The organism is Agrobacterium sp. ES01 (assembly GCF_050320885.1).
Lineage (GTDB): Bacteria > Pseudomonadota > Alphaproteobacteria > Rhizobiales > Rhizobiaceae > Allorhizobium.
This window is the reverse complement of sequence record NZ_JBNQTH010000003.1, coordinates 397,491-416,828: the sequence shown is the minus strand read 5'-3', so window position 1 is coordinate 416,828 and position 19,338 is coordinate 397,491. Positions and strand designations below refer to the sequence as shown.

The 19,338-nt window shown below is 58.0% G+C and carries 19 protein-coding genes; 11 read left to right on the top strand and 8 right to left on the bottom strand.

All coding sequences use genetic code 11. The features are described 5' to 3' along the window. Nucleotides 1–130 precede the first annotated feature (130 nt). From ACQQ2Q_RS11300 to ACQQ2Q_RS11275, 6 genes are all read left to right on the top strand, one after another. The gene (locus ACQQ2Q_RS11300) at nt 131–979 is read left to right on the top strand and encodes an outer membrane protein assembly factor BamD (RefSeq protein ID WP_428187162.1); all 849 of its coding nucleotides are present in this window, start codon (nt 131–133) and stop codon (nt 977–979) included. A 31-nt stretch (nt 980–1,010) separates the two neighbouring features. Further along, nucleotides 1,011–2,684 carry a DNA repair protein RecN gene (gene recN, locus ACQQ2Q_RS11295; protein ID WP_428187161.1) on the top strand — a complete coding sequence of 558 codons (1,674 nt, stop codon included), beginning with the start codon at nt 1,011–1,013 and terminating at the stop codon, nt 2,682–2,684. Nucleotides 2,685–2,793: 109 nt separating this feature from the next. Beyond that, entirely contained in the window at nt 2,794–4,185 is a 1,392-nt protein-coding gene (locus ACQQ2Q_RS11290) for a phospholipase D-like domain-containing protein (protein ID WP_428187501.1), read from the top strand. Nucleotides 4,186–4,234: 49 nt separating this feature from the next. Next, nucleotides 4,235–5,053, top strand: coding sequence for an endonuclease/exonuclease/phosphatase family protein (locus tag ACQQ2Q_RS11285; RefSeq protein WP_428187160.1), 819 nt, complete (start codon nt 4,235–4,237; stop codon nt 5,051–5,053). 73 nt (nt 5,054–5,126) lie between these two features. Continuing rightward, nucleotides 5,127–7,286 (top strand): NAD-dependent DNA ligase LigA, encoded by a 2,160-nt coding sequence (gene ligA / locus ACQQ2Q_RS11280; protein WP_428187159.1) that lies wholly within the window; start codon nt 5,127–5,129, stop codon nt 7,284–7,286. A 153-nt stretch (nt 7,287–7,439) separates the two neighbouring features. Next, nucleotides 7,440–7,841, top strand: coding sequence for a hypothetical protein (locus tag ACQQ2Q_RS11275; RefSeq protein WP_428187158.1), 402 nt, complete (start codon nt 7,440–7,442; stop codon nt 7,839–7,841). A gap of 23 nt (nt 7,842–7,864) precedes the next feature. On the opposite strand, the gene ACQQ2Q_RS11270 is transcribed toward ACQQ2Q_RS11275, so the two are convergent. From ACQQ2Q_RS11270 to ACQQ2Q_RS11255, 4 genes are all read right to left on the bottom strand, one after another. Further along, nucleotides 7,865–8,272, bottom strand: a complete 408-nt coding sequence (locus tag ACQQ2Q_RS11270; protein WP_428187157.1) for a TIGR02588 family protein — start codon at nt 8,270–8,272, stop codon at nt 7,865–7,867. Between the two features lie 10 nt (nt 8,273–8,282). Continuing rightward, nucleotides 8,283–9,155 (bottom strand): TIGR02587 family membrane protein, encoded by an 873-nt coding sequence (locus ACQQ2Q_RS11265; RefSeq protein ID WP_428187156.1) that lies wholly within the window; start codon nt 9,153–9,155, stop codon nt 8,283–8,285. 115 nt (nt 9,156–9,270) lie between these two features. After that, nucleotides 9,271–11,298, bottom strand: a complete 2,028-nt coding sequence (locus ACQQ2Q_RS11260) for a DEAD/DEAH box helicase (RefSeq protein ID WP_428187155.1) — start codon at nt 11,296–11,298, stop codon at nt 9,271–9,273. A gap of 162 nt (nt 11,299–11,460) precedes the next feature. Next, the gene (locus ACQQ2Q_RS11255; protein WP_428187154.1) at nt 11,461–11,988 is read right to left on the bottom strand and encodes a GNAT family N-acetyltransferase; all 528 of its coding nucleotides are present in this window, start codon (nt 11,986–11,988) and stop codon (nt 11,461–11,463) included. A gap of 252 nt (nt 11,989–12,240) precedes the next feature. On the opposite strand from ACQQ2Q_RS11255, the gene ACQQ2Q_RS11250 reads away from it, so the two are divergent. Beyond that, nucleotides 12,241–12,831, top strand: a complete 591-nt coding sequence (locus ACQQ2Q_RS11250; RefSeq protein ID WP_428187153.1) for a 3'-5' exonuclease — start codon at nt 12,241–12,243, stop codon at nt 12,829–12,831. 67 nt (nt 12,832–12,898) lie between these two features. After that, nucleotides 12,899–13,390, top strand: coding sequence for a CreA family protein (locus ACQQ2Q_RS11245; RefSeq protein ID WP_428187152.1), 492 nt, complete (start codon nt 12,899–12,901; stop codon nt 13,388–13,390). A gap of 106 nt (nt 13,391–13,496) precedes the next feature. On the opposite strand, the gene ACQQ2Q_RS11240 is transcribed toward ACQQ2Q_RS11245, so the two are convergent. The 3 genes from ACQQ2Q_RS11240 to ACQQ2Q_RS11230 all read right to left on the bottom strand — a co-directional run bounded on the left by ACQQ2Q_RS11240 (nt 13,497) and on the right by ACQQ2Q_RS11230 (nt 16,491). Further along, on the bottom strand, nt 13,497–13,823 hold the full coding sequence (locus ACQQ2Q_RS11240; protein WP_428187151.1) for a hypothetical protein: 327 nt from the start codon (nt 13,821–13,823) through the stop codon (nt 13,497–13,499). Between the two features lie 230 nt (nt 13,824–14,053). Next, entirely contained in the window at nt 14,054–14,518 is a 465-nt protein-coding gene (locus tag ACQQ2Q_RS11235; protein WP_428187150.1) for a chemotaxis protein CheW, read from the bottom strand. Nucleotides 14,519–14,520: 2 nt separating this feature from the next. Beyond that, complete coding sequence (locus ACQQ2Q_RS11230) at nt 14,521–16,491, bottom strand: methyl-accepting chemotaxis protein (protein ID WP_428187149.1); 1,971 nt, start codon at nt 16,489–16,491, stop codon at nt 14,521–14,523. A gap of 316 nt (nt 16,492–16,807) precedes the next feature. Between ACQQ2Q_RS11230 and ACQQ2Q_RS11225 the strand changes: the two genes are divergently transcribed. The 3 genes from ACQQ2Q_RS11225 to ACQQ2Q_RS11215 all read left to right on the top strand — a co-directional run bounded on the left by ACQQ2Q_RS11225 (nt 16,808) and on the right by ACQQ2Q_RS11215 (nt 18,800). Then, entirely contained in the window at nt 16,808–16,966 is a 159-nt protein-coding gene (locus ACQQ2Q_RS11225; RefSeq protein WP_428187148.1) for a hypothetical protein, read from the top strand. Nucleotides 16,967–17,125: 159 nt separating this feature from the next. Then, a complete protein-coding gene (locus ACQQ2Q_RS11220) occupies nt 17,126–17,728 on the top strand; it encodes an SCO family protein (RefSeq protein WP_428187147.1) in 603 nt (200 codons plus the stop codon). Nucleotides 17,729–17,927: 199 nt separating this feature from the next. After that, nucleotides 17,928–18,800, top strand: coding sequence for a 50S ribosomal protein L11 methyltransferase (locus ACQQ2Q_RS11215; RefSeq protein WP_428187146.1), 873 nt, complete (start codon nt 17,928–17,930; stop codon nt 18,798–18,800). A 206-nt stretch (nt 18,801–19,006) separates the two neighbouring features. On the opposite strand, the gene ACQQ2Q_RS11210 is transcribed toward ACQQ2Q_RS11215, so the two are convergent. Then, nucleotides 19,007–19,180, bottom strand: a complete 174-nt coding sequence (locus ACQQ2Q_RS11210) for a hypothetical protein (protein WP_428187145.1) — start codon at nt 19,178–19,180, stop codon at nt 19,007–19,009. Nucleotides 19,181–19,338: the final 158 nt, after the last annotated feature.

Sequence of the window (19,338 nt, the reverse complement as noted above, 5' to 3'; positions counted from 1 at the left end):
AAATGCGTTAAATCACCATCATTGCGTTGCTCTCATGCCGCATTTGTGGCTAGAAACGCCAGTTGTCGGTGGCCATTTACTCGGGCTATCTGCAGCAGGATACTTTTTGAAGAGTGATGTAGGGTCGAGAATGCTCAATAAAGCAGCGCGGATCGCCACTGTATGTTTTCTGATGACGGCTCCCGGAGCGCTTCTGGCAGGTTGCCAGTCCGACCCCGACATCGATATCACAAAGCTGGCGGCGGAAACCGATCCGCCGGATGTGCTGTACAACCAGGGCCTCGCCAACATCAAAGCCGGAAATATGGCCGAGGCTGGCCGCAAGTTCGATGCGGTGGATGCGCAGCATCCGTTCTCCGAGTGGTCGCAGAAGGCGCTGGTGATGAGCACCTTCGTGAAGTATCGCACCGGTCGTTATACCGATGCTGTTACCACCGGCGGTCGTTACCTCAATCTTTATCCGCGTTCCGATGATTCGGCCTATGTGCAGTATCTGATCGGGCTGTCCTACTGGAAGCAGATCGTTGACGTGACCCAGGACCAGGCGTCGTCGGTCAAGACGATCGATGCCATGCAGAAGGTCGTCAATGACTATCCGGATTCGGAGTATGTCGAGGACGCGCAGGCGAAGATCCGTTTTGCACGCGACCAGCTTGCCGGGCGCGAAATGCAGGTCGGCCGCTATTATCTTGAGCGCAAGGAATATCTGGCCGCCATTTCGCGCTTCCGCAAGGTCGTGGAAGACTACAGCAATACCAACCAGATCGAAGAAGCGCTCGCGCGTCTCGTCGAGGCCTATTATGCAATGGGCGTGGTTCAGGAGGCCCAGACGGCTGCGGCTGTGCTCGGTCACAACTATCCTGACAGCCAGTGGTATGCCGATTCCTACAAGCTCCTGAAGGGTAAGGGTCTTGAACCGCGTGAAAATCCGGGTTCCTGGATTGCGAGGGCGGGCAAGAAGTTTATCCTCGGGACCTGAGTACTGATTCCTACGACCGAGATAGAACGCTATGCTGGTTCAGTTATCGATCCGTGACATCGTCTTGATCGAGCGGCTGGATCTAGCCTTCGAGGCCGGACTTTCCGTGCTGACCGGCGAGACCGGCGCTGGCAAATCCATCCTTCTCGACAGCCTGTCGCTCGCCCTTGGCGGGCGGGGCGACGGCTCTCTCGTACGTCATGGTGCCGACAAGGGGCAGGTGACCGCCGTTTTCGACGTCGGCACCATGCATGCGGCGCGAAAGCTGCTGAGCGAGAACGGTGTCGACGATGATGGCGACCTGATCTTCCGGCGCCAGCAAAATGCCGATGGTCGAACCAAGGCCTATATCAACGACCAACCCGTCAGCGTGCAGCTCATGCGCCAGGTCGGCCAGTTGATGGTGGAAATTCACGGTCAGCATGATGATCGCGCACTGGTGGATACCGACGCACATCGTGCTCTTCTGGATGCATTCGCAGGCCTTGCAGAAGAGGCGGTCTCTGTCGGTGAGAAATACCACAAGTGGCGCGAGGCCGAGCGAGCCTTCAAGACCCACAAGGCAAAGGTGGAAGCTGCGGCCCGCGAGGCCGATTATCTGCGCGCCTCCGTCGAGGAGCTGGAGGGATTGGCACCGGCGGATGGCGAGGAAGACGAACTGGCAGAACGCCGCTCGGTGATGCAAAAGGCCGAGCGTATCGCCGGTGATATTTCCGAAGCCTCCGATTTCCTCAACGGTCATTCTTCCCCTGTTCCATTGATTGCCTCGCTCGTCCGGCGTCTGGAACGCAAGAGCCATGAAGCGCCGGGCCTGTTGGAAGAGACGGTTGAGCTTCTGGATGCGGCGCTGGACAACCTGTCCAATGCCCAGATGGAAGTGGAAGGGGCCCTGAGGCGGGCTGAGTATGATCCAAAGGAGCTTGAGCGGGTCGAGGAGCGTCTCTTTGCGCTTCGGGCCGCGGGGCGTAAATACTCGGTGCCGGTGACGGCTCTTCCAGCCTTGGCCGAGAAGATGGTCGCCGATCTCGCCGATCTCGATGCCGGCGAGGAAAAACTCGGACGGCTGGAAGCGGCCGTTGGCGAACAAAAGGCATTGTTCGATCATGCAGCCAAGGCACTTTCGGCAAAGCGTCAAAATGCCGGTTCGGCATTGAGCCGGGCCGTTATGGACGAGCTTCCGGCGCTGAAGCTTGAGCGCGCAACCTTCATGGTTGAGGTGTTGAGCGATCCGGAGACACCCAAGGCCGAGGGTATCGACACTGTTGAATTCCATGTTCAGACGAACCCCGGTACGCGTCCGGGACCGATCATGAAGGTCGCGTCCGGTGGTGAGTTGTCGCGCTTCCTTCTGGCGCTCAAGGTTGCCCTGGCCGATCGGGGATCTGCGCCGACCCTGGTCTTCGATGAAATTGACACGGGTGTCGGTGGCGCCGTTGCAGACGCAATCGGTCAAAGGCTGAAACGGCTTTCAAGCAAGGTTCAGGTTCTGTCCGTTACCCATGCGCCGCAAGTGGCGGCACGGGCGGCGACTCACCTGTTGATATCCAAAGGTCCGACAGAGGGGGCAGGCGATAGTATCTCCACACGTGTTGCCACGATGTCCGAAGATCACCGCCGGGAAGAAATTGCCCGCATGCTGGCGGGGGCCTCGATTACGGATGAGGCGAGGGCGGCTGCAGCAAAATTGCTGGCTGGTGATCACTGAACGAAAGACGCCCTGGGACGTTATACTCTTCGGCAATTGACGGAGTGCTTCTCGCTTGGACCTTTTTCAAACCTATTGGCCGCATATTCTGGCGGCGTTATCCCTCGTCATGGGAAGTCTCGCGGCGATTCATGCGACGATGAACAAGCGGGAGGTGCGCTCGGCCATCGGTTGGGTCGGCGTCATCCTGCTGTCCCCCATACTTGGCGCGCTGATCTATGCCGTGGTCGGTGTCAACCGTATCAGGCGCAAGTCGATCCTGTCTCGGCGGACAAAGCGCGGTGACGCTGTCTGGGGCGACCTGTCTCATTTTCGGGTGGAGCAGGCAGACTATGAGCGTCAGTTCGGCAGTCGTCAGGGCTCGTTGAAGCGGCTGAGCGACAAGGTGACCGGTCATCCGCTGGTCTCTGGCAATACGATTGACATGCTGTCGACTGGCGACGAGGCCTATGCAGCGCTTGCGGATGCCTTCGACAAGGCAAAACGCAGTATCATGCTGGAAACCTACATCTTCGACAGGGACCATGTCGGTCTCAAGCTGGCAGACTGTCTGATTGCTGCGCGCAAGCGCGGGGTCGAGGTGCGGGTGCTGATCGATGCGGTCGGAGCGCGCTATAGTGTGCCGAGTATCGTTTCCTATTTGCAGGACGGTGGCGTCACGGTGGAAGTGTTCAATGGTCAGGTAATCGCGGGACTTAGGCTTCCTTATGCGAACCTGCGCACCCACCGCAAGATTGCGGTGGTGGATGGCGCGCTCGCCTTCATGGGGGGCATGAACATTCGGGCAGCATTCAGTGGTCCCGATGCGGCCCGCGACACGCATTTCAAAATCACCGGGCCGATCGTTGCAGATCTCTTCGCCGTCGCCGCCGATGACTGGCAATTCGAGACCGGCGAGGATTTGTCCGGCGACGCCTGGGCACTCCCCCGGGATCATGCGCATGTCGGTGCTCCGCTTTTTGCCCGCGCGGTCGTATCCGGGCCGGATGCCAATATCGAGCGCAATCACAAGGTGATGATGGGGGCCTTTTCAGTCGCGGAAAAATCGATCCGTATCATGTCTCCCTATTTCCTGCCCGATAGCGTGCTTCTGGCGGCACTGTCCACGGCTGCGCGACGCGGCGTGACTGTCGAAATCGTGGTGCCGGGCAAGAATAATCTGGCCATTGTCGCGCGCGCGATGACCGCGCAATTCGATGTCATCCTGAAGGACGGTGCCCGCATCTTCAAGGGTGCTGGTGTGTTCGACCATTCCAAGCTGATGGTGGTGGATGGGCGCTGGTCCTTCGTCGGTTCATCCAATATCGATTCCCGGTCGTTGCGGCTGAATTTCGAAGTCGATCTGGAAGTGCATGACGACGAATTTGGGCGGCGCATGGACGAGCGGATCATCCGTGTGCGGGATGGTGCCGAGGAAGTGACGTTGCAGGGCCTGCGGTCGCGTGCCTTCCCAATGCGGTTGCTCGACCGTATCCTTTGGCTTGCATCGCCCTATATCTGATCATGGACGTCCAACAGACGGCACGGCATCGAAGAGGTTCGGCTGAGACATGAAGAAGAATGGCAATCTTGCGCAGGCAGTCTTTCACTCGCTTCGCACCCAGCGGCGACCGCCCATCGTGGTCCCTTCCGTGCGCAAGACAGAGGATTGTCTCGTGGTCGCTTCCTACAACGTGCATAAATGTGTGGGAACGGATGGTCGCTTCGATGCGGGCCGCGTCATCGATGTGATCAGCCAGATCGGCGCGGATGTGATTGCCCTGCAGGAGGCGGATATGCGCCATGGAGAGCGTGCCGGGCTGCTGGACCTGAACCGGTTGCGGCATGAGACGGGATTGGTGCCGGTTGCCGTTCCTGTTCGACCGACGCCAAAATCGCATGGCTGGTGTGGCAATGTGCTGCTGTTTCGACAAGGCATGGCGCGGGATGTTCACCAGGTATCGCTACCGGGTCTTGAACCGCGCGGCGCGCTGATGGCCGATATTGAACTTGAGCGGGGTGCCACCATCCGCATCATCGCTGCGCATCTGGGCCTGCTGCGACGCTCACGGCGTAAACAGGCCGGCATTCTTCTCGACATGCTGGACACGGGGAATGCCCAACCGACGCTGCTGATGGGCGATTTCAACGAGTGGCGGCTTGGTAACGGTTCTGCGCTCAAACAGTTGGAGCGGGTGCTTGGACCATTGCCACCGGCATTGCCAAGCTTTCCGGCCCGTCTGCCGGTGCTTTCCCTTGATCGCATCATCGGCAATCGGGAAGGTCTGGTGGATCATATCGCCGTCCACGATACGCCTCTGGCACGGCTGGCATCGGATCATCTGCCGCTAGTGGCGCGGATCGATATAGAGGCTGGCCAAGAGGCTTGAGGATGGTCACGCTTCAGTCTTTTCATTCCTTCAATTTCGGCTAAGACGTGGGGATCAGCAAGCGGAGACGGCCATGGCGGAACAGTTGATTCCCGTTGAAGAACTGAACGAGGAACAGGCGCGCGCCGAGCTTGAGCGCTTGTCGGCAGCGATTGCCCATCACGATGCGCTTTATCATGGTGAGGACAAGCCGGAAGTCTCCGACGCCGATTATGATGCGCTCAAGCGGCGCAATGATGCCATCGAAGAGCGGTTTCCGGGCCTTGTTCGCACGGACAGTCCCTCGCAGCGCGTGGGTGCGGCGCCGGCTGGTATCTTTTCCCAAGTTACCCACGCTCGCCCGATGCTGTCGCTGGATAACACGTTTTCGGACGAGGACGTGCGGGACTTCGTAAACTCGGTCTACCGTTTTCTCGGGCAATTGCCTGATGGCTCGATTGCCTTTACCGCCGAGCCCAAGATCGACGGTTTGTCGATGTCCTTGCGTTACGAGAATCGCAAACTGGTCACCGGCGCCACGCGTGGCGACGGGACGACCGGCGAGAACGTCACGGCCAATATCCGCACCATTGGCGAAATCCCCGACACGCTGCCTGACGACGCACCCGATGTGGTGGAGGTCCGCGGTGAGGTCTATATGGCCAAGTCCGACTTCATGGCGCTCAATGCGCAGATGGAGGCCGACGGCAAGCAGACCTATGTGAACCCGCGCAACACGGCTGCCGGGTCGCTGCGCCAGCTCGACGCGAAGGTGACTGCCAGCCGCAAACTCAAGTTCTTCGCCTATGCCTGGGGCGAGATGTCGGAGATGCCGGCCGACACCCAGCTGGGCATGGTCAAGACCTTCGAACGCTGGGGCTTTCCGATCAATCCGCTGATGAGCCGGCTTTCGTCGGTTGAGGCTATTCTCGATCATTATCACCAGATCGGTCTTAAACGCCCCGATCTCGACTATGATATCGACGGCGTGGTCTACAAGGTCGACCGGCTGGACCTGCAACAGCGTCTCGGATTCCGTTCGCGTTCGCCGCGCTGGGCAACCGCACACAAATTTCCCGCCGAGCAGGCCTTCACGACAATCGAGACGATCGACATTCAGGTGGGCCGCACCGGCGCCTTGACGCCGGTGGCGCGGCTGACGCCGATCACGGTTGGCGGCGTGGTGGTGACCAATGCCACGCTGCACAATGCCGACTACATTCTGGGCATCGGCAATAATGGCGAGCGTATTCGCGAAGAAGGCCACGATATCCGGATCGGCGACACGGTGATCGTGCAACGGGCAGGGGATGTGATCCCGCAGGTGCTCGACGTGGTGCTCGAGAAGCGTAAGTCCGACGCGGAGCCTTACGTGTTTCCGAGCAAATGTCCGGTCTGCGGCAGCCATGCGGTGCGCGAGAAGAATGAGAAGACCGGCAAGCTCGATTCGGTCACCCGGTGTACCGGCGGTTTCATCTGCAAGGCGCAAGCCAAGGAACATCTGAAGCATTTCGTCTCGCGCAATGCCTTCGATATCGAAGGGCTTGGTACCAAACAGATCGACTTCTTCTTCGACAGCGAAGATCCTGCGATCACGGTGCGCACGGCACCTGACATCTTCACGCTCAGAGAGCGGCAGGAAGCGACCTCGCTAACCAAGCTTGAGAATATCGAGGGGTTTGGACGTGTGAGCGTGCGCAAGCTCTTCGACGCGATCGATGCGCGGCGCTCGATTGCGCTCAATCGTTTCATCTATGCGCTTGGTATTCGCCATGTGGGCGAGACCACCGCCAAGTTGCTGGCACGCTCTTATGGGTCATATGCAGCGTTTGAAGAGGGCATGAAGCAGGCCGGGTCTTTGCATGGTGAGGCGTGGAACGAGCTGAACGCGATTGACGGGATCGGCGAAGTGGTCGCCACTGCAATCGTCGAGTTCTTCAAGGAAGAGCGAAACCGGGACGTGATTCACCGTCTTCTTGAGAAGGTGACGCCTGAAGATGCAGAAGCGCCACAAGCGAGTGACAGTCCGGTTGCCGGCAAGACGGTGGTCTTTACCGGCAGCCTCGAAAAGTTCACCCGGGACGAAGCCAAAGCACGGGCAGAGAGCCTCGGCGCCAAGGTCTCCGGCTCCGTTTCGAAGAAGACGGACATTCTGGTTGCCGGGCCTGGCGCCGGTTCGAAGCTCAGCAAGGCGCAAGAACTTGGTATCCAGACCATGGATGAGGATGAATGGCTGGCGCTGATCGCTCCTTGAGGAGCGACGCGCTGGCATCATTCAATAACGGATCTGCAACAACTTGTAAGAATTGGAAACACTTTGTGACTAAGTGACTGGGAAAGCTTTGCTTTTTTGACTTGCTGCAAAAGGTGACTTCGCGGATAGTGAAATGGCTGAAGGATTACCGTCATGATCAGATTGATTGAAGACCCCGCCGAATTGCGCGGCGAGGACATCACCGGAAAATACATTCTGCGCAAGCTGAATTATCACTGGTTTGCCTATGGCAAGGCCGCAGTCGTGACCAGCGTTGATGGCACGCTGCTCAATCTCGAACGCGAAGAATTGAGCTATTCCGAGCAGTGGGGCCGCCGGGTCTATACCGGCAATGGCAAGCGTTACCCCGGTGGGGTTTGCCCAATCTCTGCTGTCGCGTGCCTATGCGATACGCCGGATGAAGTGAATTCCGTCATTCAGATGAATGTGGAAGCCGAACGCGAATTCCACAAGCTGATTGCCAAGACCGAAGCCAAGGTTCGTTCGCTCGCCTATTCGTCGCAAGGCGCTATCTATCTGGCCGCTGCCGAGTAACCGGCAGTAGGTCGGCTTGCAGGTCAGGGATCTGTATAGCCCACGACCCTGATGGTCGTTTTCCCCTTTGCGGGGTTTTCATCGAAAAACAATGCCCCTGAGGCCTGCGACTGCGCGGGCACATAGTCGAATGTGACATCGCTTGTCTGTGTCGATTCGCTGCCCGTCAGCGTGCCCTCCACGACAACGGCGGAAGCCGTGGTGTTGGACTTGTTGTCAATTGTAAAGGCCAGGCTCCAGCCGCTTGCAGCCTTTGTCGTTCCCGTGACCTCCAGCATGAAGTTCGGCTCCTCAGGCGTATAGGTCAGCGCTTCATACCCTATCCAGCCGATAAGTGCTGCGACCAGAGCAGCCGACAGGATGCCTGTGATCCATTCGATCCAGTGGCCTTTGTGGGCTTCGGAGTGAATTTTGCCCTTTGTCGTGGTCATCGACTGTCCTTCACAAGATGAGCCGTGCTGCTGCGGCACCCAGCGCACCGGGCAAATTGAGGACGATGACCGTCATGACAATCGTCAGCGGCGCAGATCCACCCAGTCGTTCGAAGGTCCACAAGGCGTAGAGACTGATCACGGTGGAGACGACGTAACCGGGTAGGGTAAACCTGATAAAGGCATGCCATTGCGGGGTATCCGGTTCCAGTTCATGGCCACCCTGAAAAGACAGCGCATAAACGAAGGCATGCATGATCGCGAGCGAGATCAGGATCATCGCCAGTGCATGCCAATAGGTCATTTTGTAAGAGACGAGTATGACTTCTTCTGTCGGTGCAACGTTGAAAGAGATGAATAGCGAACCGACCGCCATCATGAACAGTTCGATGCCATAACCGGTCTGTCGCTCGGGTTGGTCTTCTTCTTCAGCGTCTTCGTCGTCGTTGTCCGATGTGCCACCGAGTTGGCTGCGGCCCAGCATCGCACCGATGGACGCGGATACGGCCTGGATTGCGATCTTGCCGAGAATCTCGTCTGCGGGCATGCCGGTCTTGATCAGGCCGAACAGCGCCAGAAAGACGATGCTGGTGAAGATGCCGATACCGTAGGCGACTGTCGCATCACGCAGGGCCTGACGCCAGGTGCGCGTCTTTTCAAAACCGAGTCGATGGGCGAGCACGACGAGCAGGGGGATGTTGAGCAAAAGCAGCAGCAAGAGTTTGCCGCGTCCAACATAAAAGCCGATATACCACATTTCAGAGGTCAGCAGCATCGGTATGGCGAACAGGAGCGCGCCGCCGATGGCACGGGCGATGCCGATCAGGAACTCCCGGTCGTCGTCACTTAGCCCTTGTGTTGGTTCGTCTTGAGCCTGCGCCACGTCCAGCCCTCTGCCTGACGGCAGTAATGCGGGCGGGCACAAAAGGTTCCGCCGGCTCTGGGATGACCAGAAACCGGCGGAATTTTATCTGCAGTGATCTGTGCTTGAAGGACGCTTAGCGGGCCTTGTTGGGTGGCTTGCCCTTTTTGGCAAATGGCTTGTCACCGTCCTTCTTGAAGGTGCGTGGCTTATCGCCATCCTTCTTGCGCGCGAAGGGTTTGTCGCCAGGCTTTCCTGCGCGGGCCGGCTTTGCGTCACCTTCGTTGAAGCTGCGCTTGGCAGGCTTTGGCGCAGCATCACCCCAGACATCGTTGTCAGTGGCACGCAGGTCGTCGCCCTTGTGCCTGGCAGCTGCGGGCTTGCGATCCTCGAAGCGCTCGCCGTCCTTCTTGAATTCGCGTGGCTTGCGGTCGTCGCCGCGCTTCTTGAAGTCGCCGCGATCACCCTTCTTGTCGCTCCAGTCGTCGCGACGCTTTGGCCCCTTCGGGCTTGCAGAAAAGTCCGGCGTGCCTTCCAGTTCGGTGACCGTAATGCCGCGCTCCAGCGTCTTGTTGGGACCGAGTGCGGAGACGAAGCGGTCAAGGCTGTCTTCGGCAATCTCGACAAAGCTTTCTTCGGCCTGCAGCTTGATGGCGCCGATATCGCTCTTGGAGATCTTGCCGTGACGGCACAACATGGGGATCAACCAACGTGGTTCGGCGCTCTGGCGACGACCAACGGAGATCGAGAACCAGCGGCTCGGACCAAACTGATCGCGCGGACGGCTTTCGCCAAAGTCGCGCGGTTCGCGTTCACCGCGTTCTCGCGGCTTGCGGTCGGCTGCTTGAACGTTGAGCTGTGCGATATCTTCAGGCGCCGAGCGATTGCCACGATAAAGGCGGGCAAAGGCAACAGCCAGCTGCTCGGCACTGAACTGCTCCGTCAGGGCTGCAACGGCATTGCGCTCGTCGTCGAGGATGGCGTCTGAAAGGGACGTGTCGCCCATCATTCGTTCCTGGTCGCGGGCGATCACTTCATCGGCAGACGGAGGGTTGGCCCAGTTGGCATCAACCTTGGCACCCGCCAGCAGGCGTTCAGCCTTGCGACGCTGATTGACCGGAACGATCAGAGCGGAGATGCCCTTGTTGCCGGCGCGGCCTGTACGGCCCGAGCGGTGCAAAAGGCTTTCCGAATTGGTTGGAAGGTCGGCGTGGATCACCAGTTCGAGACCCGGCAGGTCGATGCCTCGGGCTGCAACATCCGTTGCGATGCAGACGCGGGCACGGCCATCGCGCATCGCCTGCAGCGCGTGCGTGCGCTCGTTCTGGGAGAGTTCGCCCGAGAGTGCCACGACCGAGAAGCCACGGTTGGACAGGCGCGATGTCAGATGGTTCACATTGGCGCGGGTCGAGCAGAACACGATGGCATTCTTGGCTTCATAGTAGCGCAGTGCATTGATGATCGAATTTTCCTTGTCGGAAGGAACGCTGATCAATGCGCGATATTCGATGTCGATATGCTGCTTCTGTTCGGCAGCCGTCTTGATGCGAACAGCATCGCGCTGGAAATTGCGGGCCAGATCGGCAATCGCCTTCGGCACCGTGGCCGAAAACATCAGCGTGCGACGTGCATCCGGGGACGCCTCGAGAATGAATTCGAGATCTTCGCGGAAGCCCAGGTCGAGCATTTCGTCAGCTTCGTCGAGAACGACGGCGCGGATATTGGAGAGATCCAGTGCGCGGCGCGTGATGTGGTCGCGCAGACGGCCGGGCGTGCCGACGATGATGTGGGTACCGCGTTCCAGCGCACGGCGCTCGGAGCGGGGGTCCATGCCACCGACGCAGGAGGCAATCTCGGCCCCTGTTTCACCATAAAGCCAGTCGAGCTCGCGCTTGACCTGCAATGCCAGTTCGCGTGTCGGCGCGATGGCGAGCGCAAGCGGCGCTTCAGCGCGACCGAAACGACCGTTTTCGCCGAGCAGGGTCGGCGCAAGCGCGAGGCCGAAGGCCACGGTCTTGCCGGATCCGGTCTGGGCCGAGACAAGTGCATCGCGGGTAATGAGCTCGGGATCGAGCATGGCCTCCTGCACGGGAGTAAGGGCGTCATAACCACGCTTGGCCAAAGCCGCGGCAATCGGCGGCGCGAGGCCGTCTCTTTCGATCATATGATGTGTCTTTCGAAAACTCTGTTCTATGCCGAATCTCTGGGAGATGCGGACGCGCGAAACAATGCTACGATTTCGCGCCGGATTTGCGGCGTTCCTAGCTGTGAACGCCGCAAATGTACAGGGCTTGCGGCAAAAAAGACGTTTGCGTTTCGCCCAAGGTTAATCCCGGATGCGTGCCATGGCGAGCGCATCGACATAGGCGCCGTCTCGGAAGGCGAATTTTCGGTGACGTCCTTCCTCCTCAAAGCCGAAACGTTTGTAGAGGGCAATCGCTGCCTGATTGTCCGGGTAGACGGTCAGTTGCACGCGTTTCAAATCCAGCCAGTTATCGGCGACGGACAAGACTTCCCCCAACAGTGCGCGTCCGATGCCGAGCCCGACATAATCGTCGTGGACGCCCATACCGAGTTCGGCGACGTGACGGCGGCGGCCGGTCATGGGAATGAGGGCGATGTCAGCTACCACGGTGTCTTCTAGCAGTGCCACGAGTGTGACAGCGCCCGCGGGCGTCTGTTCGATGCGTTTCAGCATGTCGGCAGTCTTCTCATGGGGAAGGCGAAGCGTGCCGTGGCGGTAGCCTGGCAGTCTGTGAATGGCTGTAATGCCTGCTGCATCGTCCGGCGTGGTGGCGCGAATGACAAGATTGGCTGGTTGCGGTCGTGCTGAAGGTGGTTGTTCGGGTGGCATGAAACTCTCCTGAAGAATGCCGGAGAGCAGGGCACTTCACCGACCCTGCTCCATCGTTGGCAGGGTGGTGACTGGATCGCTTGCTTCTTTAGGTCAGCATGAGCGCCCGGCCGTCCCTGCGGACGTCGGTGAGCGTGGTCACATGAAGAAGCGTTACACTGGCGATCATGCTGCCAATGTTCTAGGGAAGGGCATCAAAGTCAAGCCGCTTCGAATCGAAATGCTTGGCCGCAGATCACGCAGGAACAGCCGATGAAAGCCATTGCCATCGATTTCGAGACCGCCAACGAACAGCGCGGAAGTGCCTGCTCGGTCGGGCTCGCATGGATCGAGGATGGTGCCGTGACCCGGGTGGAAGAGCGACTTATCCGTCCAAAGGATATGCGATTTTCATCCTTCAATATTGCCATTCACGGGATCAGGCCCGAGCATGTTGAAGATGCAGGCGAGTTTCCGGAGGTCATGGACGAATTTGCCGATGATTTTGCGGGCGCGACGCTTATTGCCCATAATGCCTCATTCGACTTCTCGGTCTGGCGCAACGCGCTGGATGCTTATCGCCAGCCCTATCCGACGCTGTCTTACATGTGCAGCGTGAAGATGGCGCGCCGCTTGATGCCGGAACTGCCGTCGCACAAGCTCAATATCATTGCCGATTATCTTGGCCTGCGTTTCGTCCACCACAATGCGGCTGAAGATGCAGCGATGTGTGCCGAGGCGGTGCTTGCAATGGCGCGGCAGGTGAAGGCTGCACGCATCGATGATGTGGCGCGGGCGATCAACATGCGCGTCGGCCGGCTCTATCCGGGTGGATATGAAGCATGTTCCTGCAAGGCAAGCTGATACTCTGCACTTGTAACCAAGGGCAGGCTTCTTACTTCTTTTTCGAAACAGTTATCGGAGGAACGCCATGCGTTTGGGGAAAATTGCGGCATGTGCTGCAGGCTTTGCAGCACTTTGGGCGACATCCGCCCATTCAGAGGTCGTCGGTAAGGTCGGGGTCGACTGGGTCGGCAACGATATCATCATCGAGGCTCTGGCTGACCCGAAGATCAAGGGCGTGACCTGCCATGTGACCTATTTCGACCGGTCGATCATCGATCGCCTGAGCAAGGGCAACTGGTTCGAGGATCCCTCCAACAGTTCGATCGCCTGCCGACAGACAGGGCCGATCACCATTGGCGATATCGAACTGGATGAACAGGGCGAAGAGGTTTTCCGGGAGGGGCGGTCGCTCATCTGGAAGAAGCTTCTCGTCAACCGCATTTATGACAAGCCGAACAACACGCTGATCTATCTTGTTCATTCCAAGCAGGTGACGGACGGATCTGCCAAGATGGCCATCTCGACTGTTCCGCTGTTCGGTCAGCCGGTCACCTGGGAAAAAGGCGAGCCCAAATAGGTTTGGAGTTTCGTCTCTGTGGTCTCGGTCCTATAAACGAGCAGAGCGCCCTGGAAAGATCCAAGGCGCTCGCTTGAGTGGCTGACTGTGTCGGTCAGCGGCCGCTTTAGCGGACATAAACAATCTTGCCGCCGTTGGCAGCAGTGTCCACGTCAATCACGTTCATCAGCTCGATGCTCTGCTCCTTGAGAGCGGACGCGATCGCAGGGTCAGCCGTGACTTCAGCCTGTGCCTCGGCTACCTGATCCTTGTCAGTGGCCTGAAGCTGCAGACGGTCGAACTGACCGCGTGTGCTGTCGTTGTCGAGGGTCTCGATGCGGACGATGTTCACGCCTTCGGTCATCGTTGTTGCTGCGGTCTGGGCTGCGGCGATACCGCCAAGCGAAGACGCTGCAAGCATACCGGCGAGGGCGATTTTAATTGTCTTGTTCATGATCAATCTCCTTTTGTCATGGTGTCGTTTCGACGTGTTATCGAAGACACTGGGATAATGATCACGGCTTCCATAAGTTCCTGGATTATCAACTTTATATACGAAAATTATTTTATTCACATATTGATGAGGGATCTTGAAAAGCCACAATTGGAGAACACCGGAAATAGCAAAGCCGGCCCTCCGCAAATGCAGAAGGCCGGTTTCCCGGGAAGGGGCTTAGTGTGTTGTCAGGCGGCCTGAGCGAGCTCGTCTGCGATGACGGTGTCGAGGTTCAGGAAGCAGACCATGGTCTTCTCCAGGGCCACGATGCCGCGGCAGAAGGCGCGCTGGGTTTCCGGGATGATTTCCGGTGCCGGCTGCAGGTCTTCACCCTTGATCGTCATCATGTCGGATACCTGTTCGACCAGAAGGCCGACCAGCTTGCCGGCAATGTCCGTGACGATGATGGCAGCACGCTCCGATGGTTCGGTCATTTTCATGCCGAGACGGCAGGCCATGTCGATGACAGGGATCACGGCGCCGCGCAGGTTGATGAGACCCAGGACATAAGGCGGGGTATGGGGCATCGGCGTCACCGGTGCCCAACCGCGGATTTCACGGATGGCCATGATGTCGATGCAGAATTCCTGGTCGCCCAGGTGGAACGATACGATTTCGAGATAAGCGCCCGACTGCTTTATTGCGTTTGACATGATCAGAACTCTTCCCAGTTGTCTGCTGCGGCTGTCGGAGCTGTCTGGACAGCAGCCGAACCGCGATTGAATGCACCTGCGACCTTGTTGACCAATTGGTGCGCAGGCGATGGTTTGGGCTCGGAAGCAGCATGGGCTGCTTGCGGGCCTCTGCTCGGTGCAGCGGAAGCTCCACCTGTGCGAAACCGGCCGACCAGGCGGGTTAGATTTTCCGCATCGTTTGCCAGTGTGTGGCTTGCAGCATTGGTCTCTTCCACCATGGCCGCGTTCTGCTGTGTTACCTGATCCATCTGGCTAACGGCCGTATTGATCTCTGCTAGTCCTGTCGATTGTTCACGAGATGCAGTTACGATCGACTTAACATGATCGTTGATTTGCAAAACATTGTCGCCAATGGTGCGCAAAGCCTCTCCGGCGGCAGCGACAAGGTCGACGCCGGTCTTGACTTCCTCATTGGATTTTCCAACCAGCGTCTTGATGTCGCGAGCGGCATCGCCCGCACGTCCGGCAAGGGCGCGGACTTCCTGGGCGACGACTGCGAAGCCCTTTCCGGCTTCGCCAGCACGCGCGGCTTCCACGCCTGCGTTGAGGGCCAGAAGATTGGTCTGAAAGGCGATTTCGTCGATCACGTTGATGATCTTGCCGATTTCGCCTGTCGCATTTTCGATCCGCTCCATGGCGGAGACGGCGTCCGATACAACTGTGCCCGACTTTTCCGCATAGGCCTTTGCGTTATCGACCATGTGGCTTGCTTCTTCAGCGCGTTCGGCGGAGCCGCGTACGGTGTTGGTGATCTGGTCTAGCGATGCAGAGGTCTGCTCCAACGATGCTGCCTGCTGTTCGGTACGTTTTGCCAGGTCATCGGCTGCGCTGCGCATCTGGTGGCTGTTGGCGCCGATCGAGCTTGTGCTGCCATTGATCTGGTGAATGACGTCGCGCAATTGCGTTGTCAGCTGGTTGAAGTCGTTGCGCAGGCGTTCGAGATCCGGCTGGAAGGGCTCGTTAATCTCAGCGGTCAGGTCGCCATCGGCGAGGCGGCGCAGACCCAGCGCCAGAGCATCGACCGCGACCTTGATGGCGCGCGCATCGGCTTCCGTGGCTGCTGCACGGTTGGTGCGTTCCTGCTCGTTTTCCACACGCGCCCGTTCGGCCGTGCTTTCGAGCTGATTTTTTTCGATTGCCGCAACGCGGAAAAGCTCGGCAGAGCGGGCCATGTCGCCGATCTCGTCATTCCGACCGGTCTGTGGCACTGCGCTTTCATAGTCGCCGTTGATGATCTTCTGCATGGAATTGCGCACGGCACTGATGCCATTAATAATCGAATTTCCGTGCACAAGCTGAAGGAGGATCACTGTCGCGAAAGCAACAAGGCCGAGTGCCATCTGGATATAGATGGACATGCGCGACAGGCTCGTGGCTTCTGAGGTCCGTTGGTCCATGAAAATGCCACCGGCCTTGGCGACATCATCGAGGGCCTTGGCAACACGGTCACCGGCGCCATCAATGGCATCGTCGATGCGCACATATTCTTCGTCAGGAGCATTGTTGCTGATCAGGTCTTTGAGTTCGACGCCGATGGCCTGACGCAGTTCCACGAGATCTGCATCATAGGTTTGCACCATGCCAGGATTGCTGGTTTCTGCCGCTAGCGCCTTCAGATCGGCAGCGCCGCTGGCCAACATGTCGCCGGTGTTATTTATGATGTCGATTCGCTCAGCGGAAATAGCGCCCTCGGATCGATCGATGATGGAATCCATGGCAGCCAGGACGAGACTGGAATTCGCCAGGCGCATTTCATTGACGTGCTCAATCTGATCGCCGACCTGTATTGCCCGCAGGAGGGCGGCGTCAGCCTGCTTTCCGAGATACCAGCCTGCGCCAACCACCGACGCGAAGCCACATGCCGCGGCTATGCCCAGGGTCATCAAACGTTGTTTTACGGAGAGATTTCGTCCCGCGATGAAATTCAGCATTCGTCCTCCAGTGGCACGGCAAGGCATTCGGGCTGCAGATGTTGGTTCTCATGCAGAGCCGAAAGACTGGCTTTCGGAGGACGTCATATCCACAATAGCTAATTTAACTATCTTCGCGGGCTTATATTTCATGTCATTGGTTAATCTATCGCTAAAATTCGAAATGGTGATGCTATGGAATTGCTTGGCCGGGCCGCGTTTTGCCCAGCGAGTGGGGGGGTGGCGCGATGATGAACCGCGAGAGCCCCTGGTGAGGACGCATCGGATAGTCATCAGGAGCGCTTCCATTTTTGTGCTCGTACAGTAAAATGACGGCATGAGTGACATAACGTTGCGGATTTCACCGATCGTCTTCTGGCTGGCACTGGCGGGACTGCTGTCGGCCCTTGCCGCCGTCGTCTTTGCCGGCTGGTTGAAATATGGCGCTGCCATTGTACTCACCTATGCCGAGAACGGTTTATCCCTCTGTTTTTAGGGGAAGCGGTCGGCGCAACCGGGACATATCCGCGCATTTGCCGCATTTCCGTTTGTGTTGATTTGCGCGTCAGTATGCCAGCTGCCATAAGCCATCCGGTATGACAGTCATTGCGCGACTGCTCTCTGTGGGCAGGCTGGGTAAAAGAAAATGAGTTCCATGAAGAAAATACGTATCGCTCTTTGGGTTGCCGTTGTTGCTATGGCCGGGGTTTTCGGTTGGCTGACATTTTCGATCACGCAATCCAAACAGCAGATGACGGAAGCGCCATACGGTGTGCCATTCCAGCTGGTGGATCAGAACGGGCAGGAAATTACCGAGCAGGCATTTCGTGGCAAACCGACCGCCCTGTTTTTCGGTTTTACCCATTGCCCGGAAGTCTGCCCGACGACGCTTTTCGAACTGGATGGCTGGCTGAAGAAGGTCGACCCGGAAGGCAAGGGGCTGCAGGCCTATTTCGTCACCGTCGATCCTGAACGCGACTCACCTGAATTGCTGGGCAAATATATTTCCAATGTCACCGACCGGGTGACAGGCATCAGCGGCTCGCCTGACAAGATTGCAGAGGTCATCAAGGGCTTTCGCGTGTATGCCAAGAAGGTGCCTCTGGATGAGAATGATCCGACCGGCGATTATACGATGGATCACACGGCATCGGTCTTCCTTCTGGATGGCGGCGGGCGTTTTACCGGCACGATCTCCTATGGCGAAAATCCGGATGTCGCTGTCAAAAAGCTTGAAAATCTGATGAAGAAGGGCTGAGGCGCAAAGCCTCCAGCTCTTGCTCTCAAAGGCGACCCGTAGTAGCGGAACGGTGTTCTTGCAGCGCTGTGCCGTACATATTGTGTGCTGATCCTGGCTGCAGCACTTCTGTCTGTTGCGTGATTTGTGCCCTGGACCACTTCGGGTTCAGTGAATCAGGTGTCAGGTACCATTCAACCGTTCAAGCGAGATACAGACCGTGAGTGAAATCCGCCTTTATGTGACGACCACCGAAATTCAGGCCGGCCAGGTGCTGGACCTGATGAGCGTTGCATTCGAAGACGACGGATATGCAATCGCCACGACCGAGGTCGACGAGACCAAGGACATCTGGGAAGCCTCCGTCTACATGATGGGGGACGAGGAAGCCGACATCCATGAACGCTTTGCCGCTGTTCTGGCCGAGGCTTTTCCATCGTTGGAGATCGAAAGAGAGGTCTTGCCGCTCATCGACTGGATCGCAAAGTCGCTGGAGGGATTGAAGCCCGTTCGTGCGGGGCGGTTCCTTGTCCATGGCGCGCATGACCGCGACAAGATCCGGGCGAACGATCTTTCCATCGAAATTGAAGCGGGACAGGCTTTCGGCACCGGACATCACGGGACGACCTCCGGCTGCCTGGAAATGATCGATTCGGTCATCCGCTCACAATCGGTCACCAATGCACTGGATCTTGGAACGGGCAGTGGTGTGCTTGCGATTGCTGTGCGCAAGCTGAAGGCCATTCCAGTTCTTGCCACGGACATCGATCCCATTGCCGTTCATGTGGCGCGCGAAAATGCGCGCAACAACGGCCTGGTCAGCGGTATACACTTCGAGACTGCGCCCGGCTTTCACTCCACGGCCTTTTCGCGACATGGACCATTCGACCTGATCGTCGCGAATATTCTGGCGAAGCCTTTGATGAAAATGGCACCGATGCTCGTACGGCACCTGACTGTCGATGGTTCCGTCATCCTGTCAGGCATTCTGGCAGCGCAGCGCTGGAAAGTCCTGGCGGCCTATAACGCAGCCGGAATGAAACACGTGAAGACGATCTGGCGCAATGGTTGGGTGACGATCCACCTGAAGTGATCAGCTTACACCGTTATTGTGTGCGTCGCAGCATTGCGTGGGTTGAATATCAGGAATTCCTCACTGATTTCCCTGAAAAAGCAAAAGGCGGCATCATTGATGCCGCCTTGCTTGTACCCGCGAGCCTTGGGAGGAGAACGCTCAAGCAGGTCAACGTATTCTATAGAGAACCGGCGGAGGGAGGAGATACGCCGGGTCGTCCAATCTTAGAATACGTAGCTGTTGGCGCCCTTGCGGCGCAGTTCTGCACGGCTGGTACCCATGGATTCCAGCGTTTTGTCGTCGAGGTTCAGGAGCGCACCGTTGACGTAACGGCTAACCTGACGCTCGCGAGCTTCGACCATGCGAGTGTAGGCATTGCGAAAGAATGAGTTGGCCATTTTAAAATCCTTTTCGTTCCGGGAGCCTCTGTGGCCCCGTTCGATGATTGGAATATACGCACTGCAACATGGTTTAGGCAGGGGGTTTGTCTCACAGCTGTTATGCGTTTGCTGCAATGGTCGTGGCGATTTCGCATCGAACTCTGCATTTCTGCACA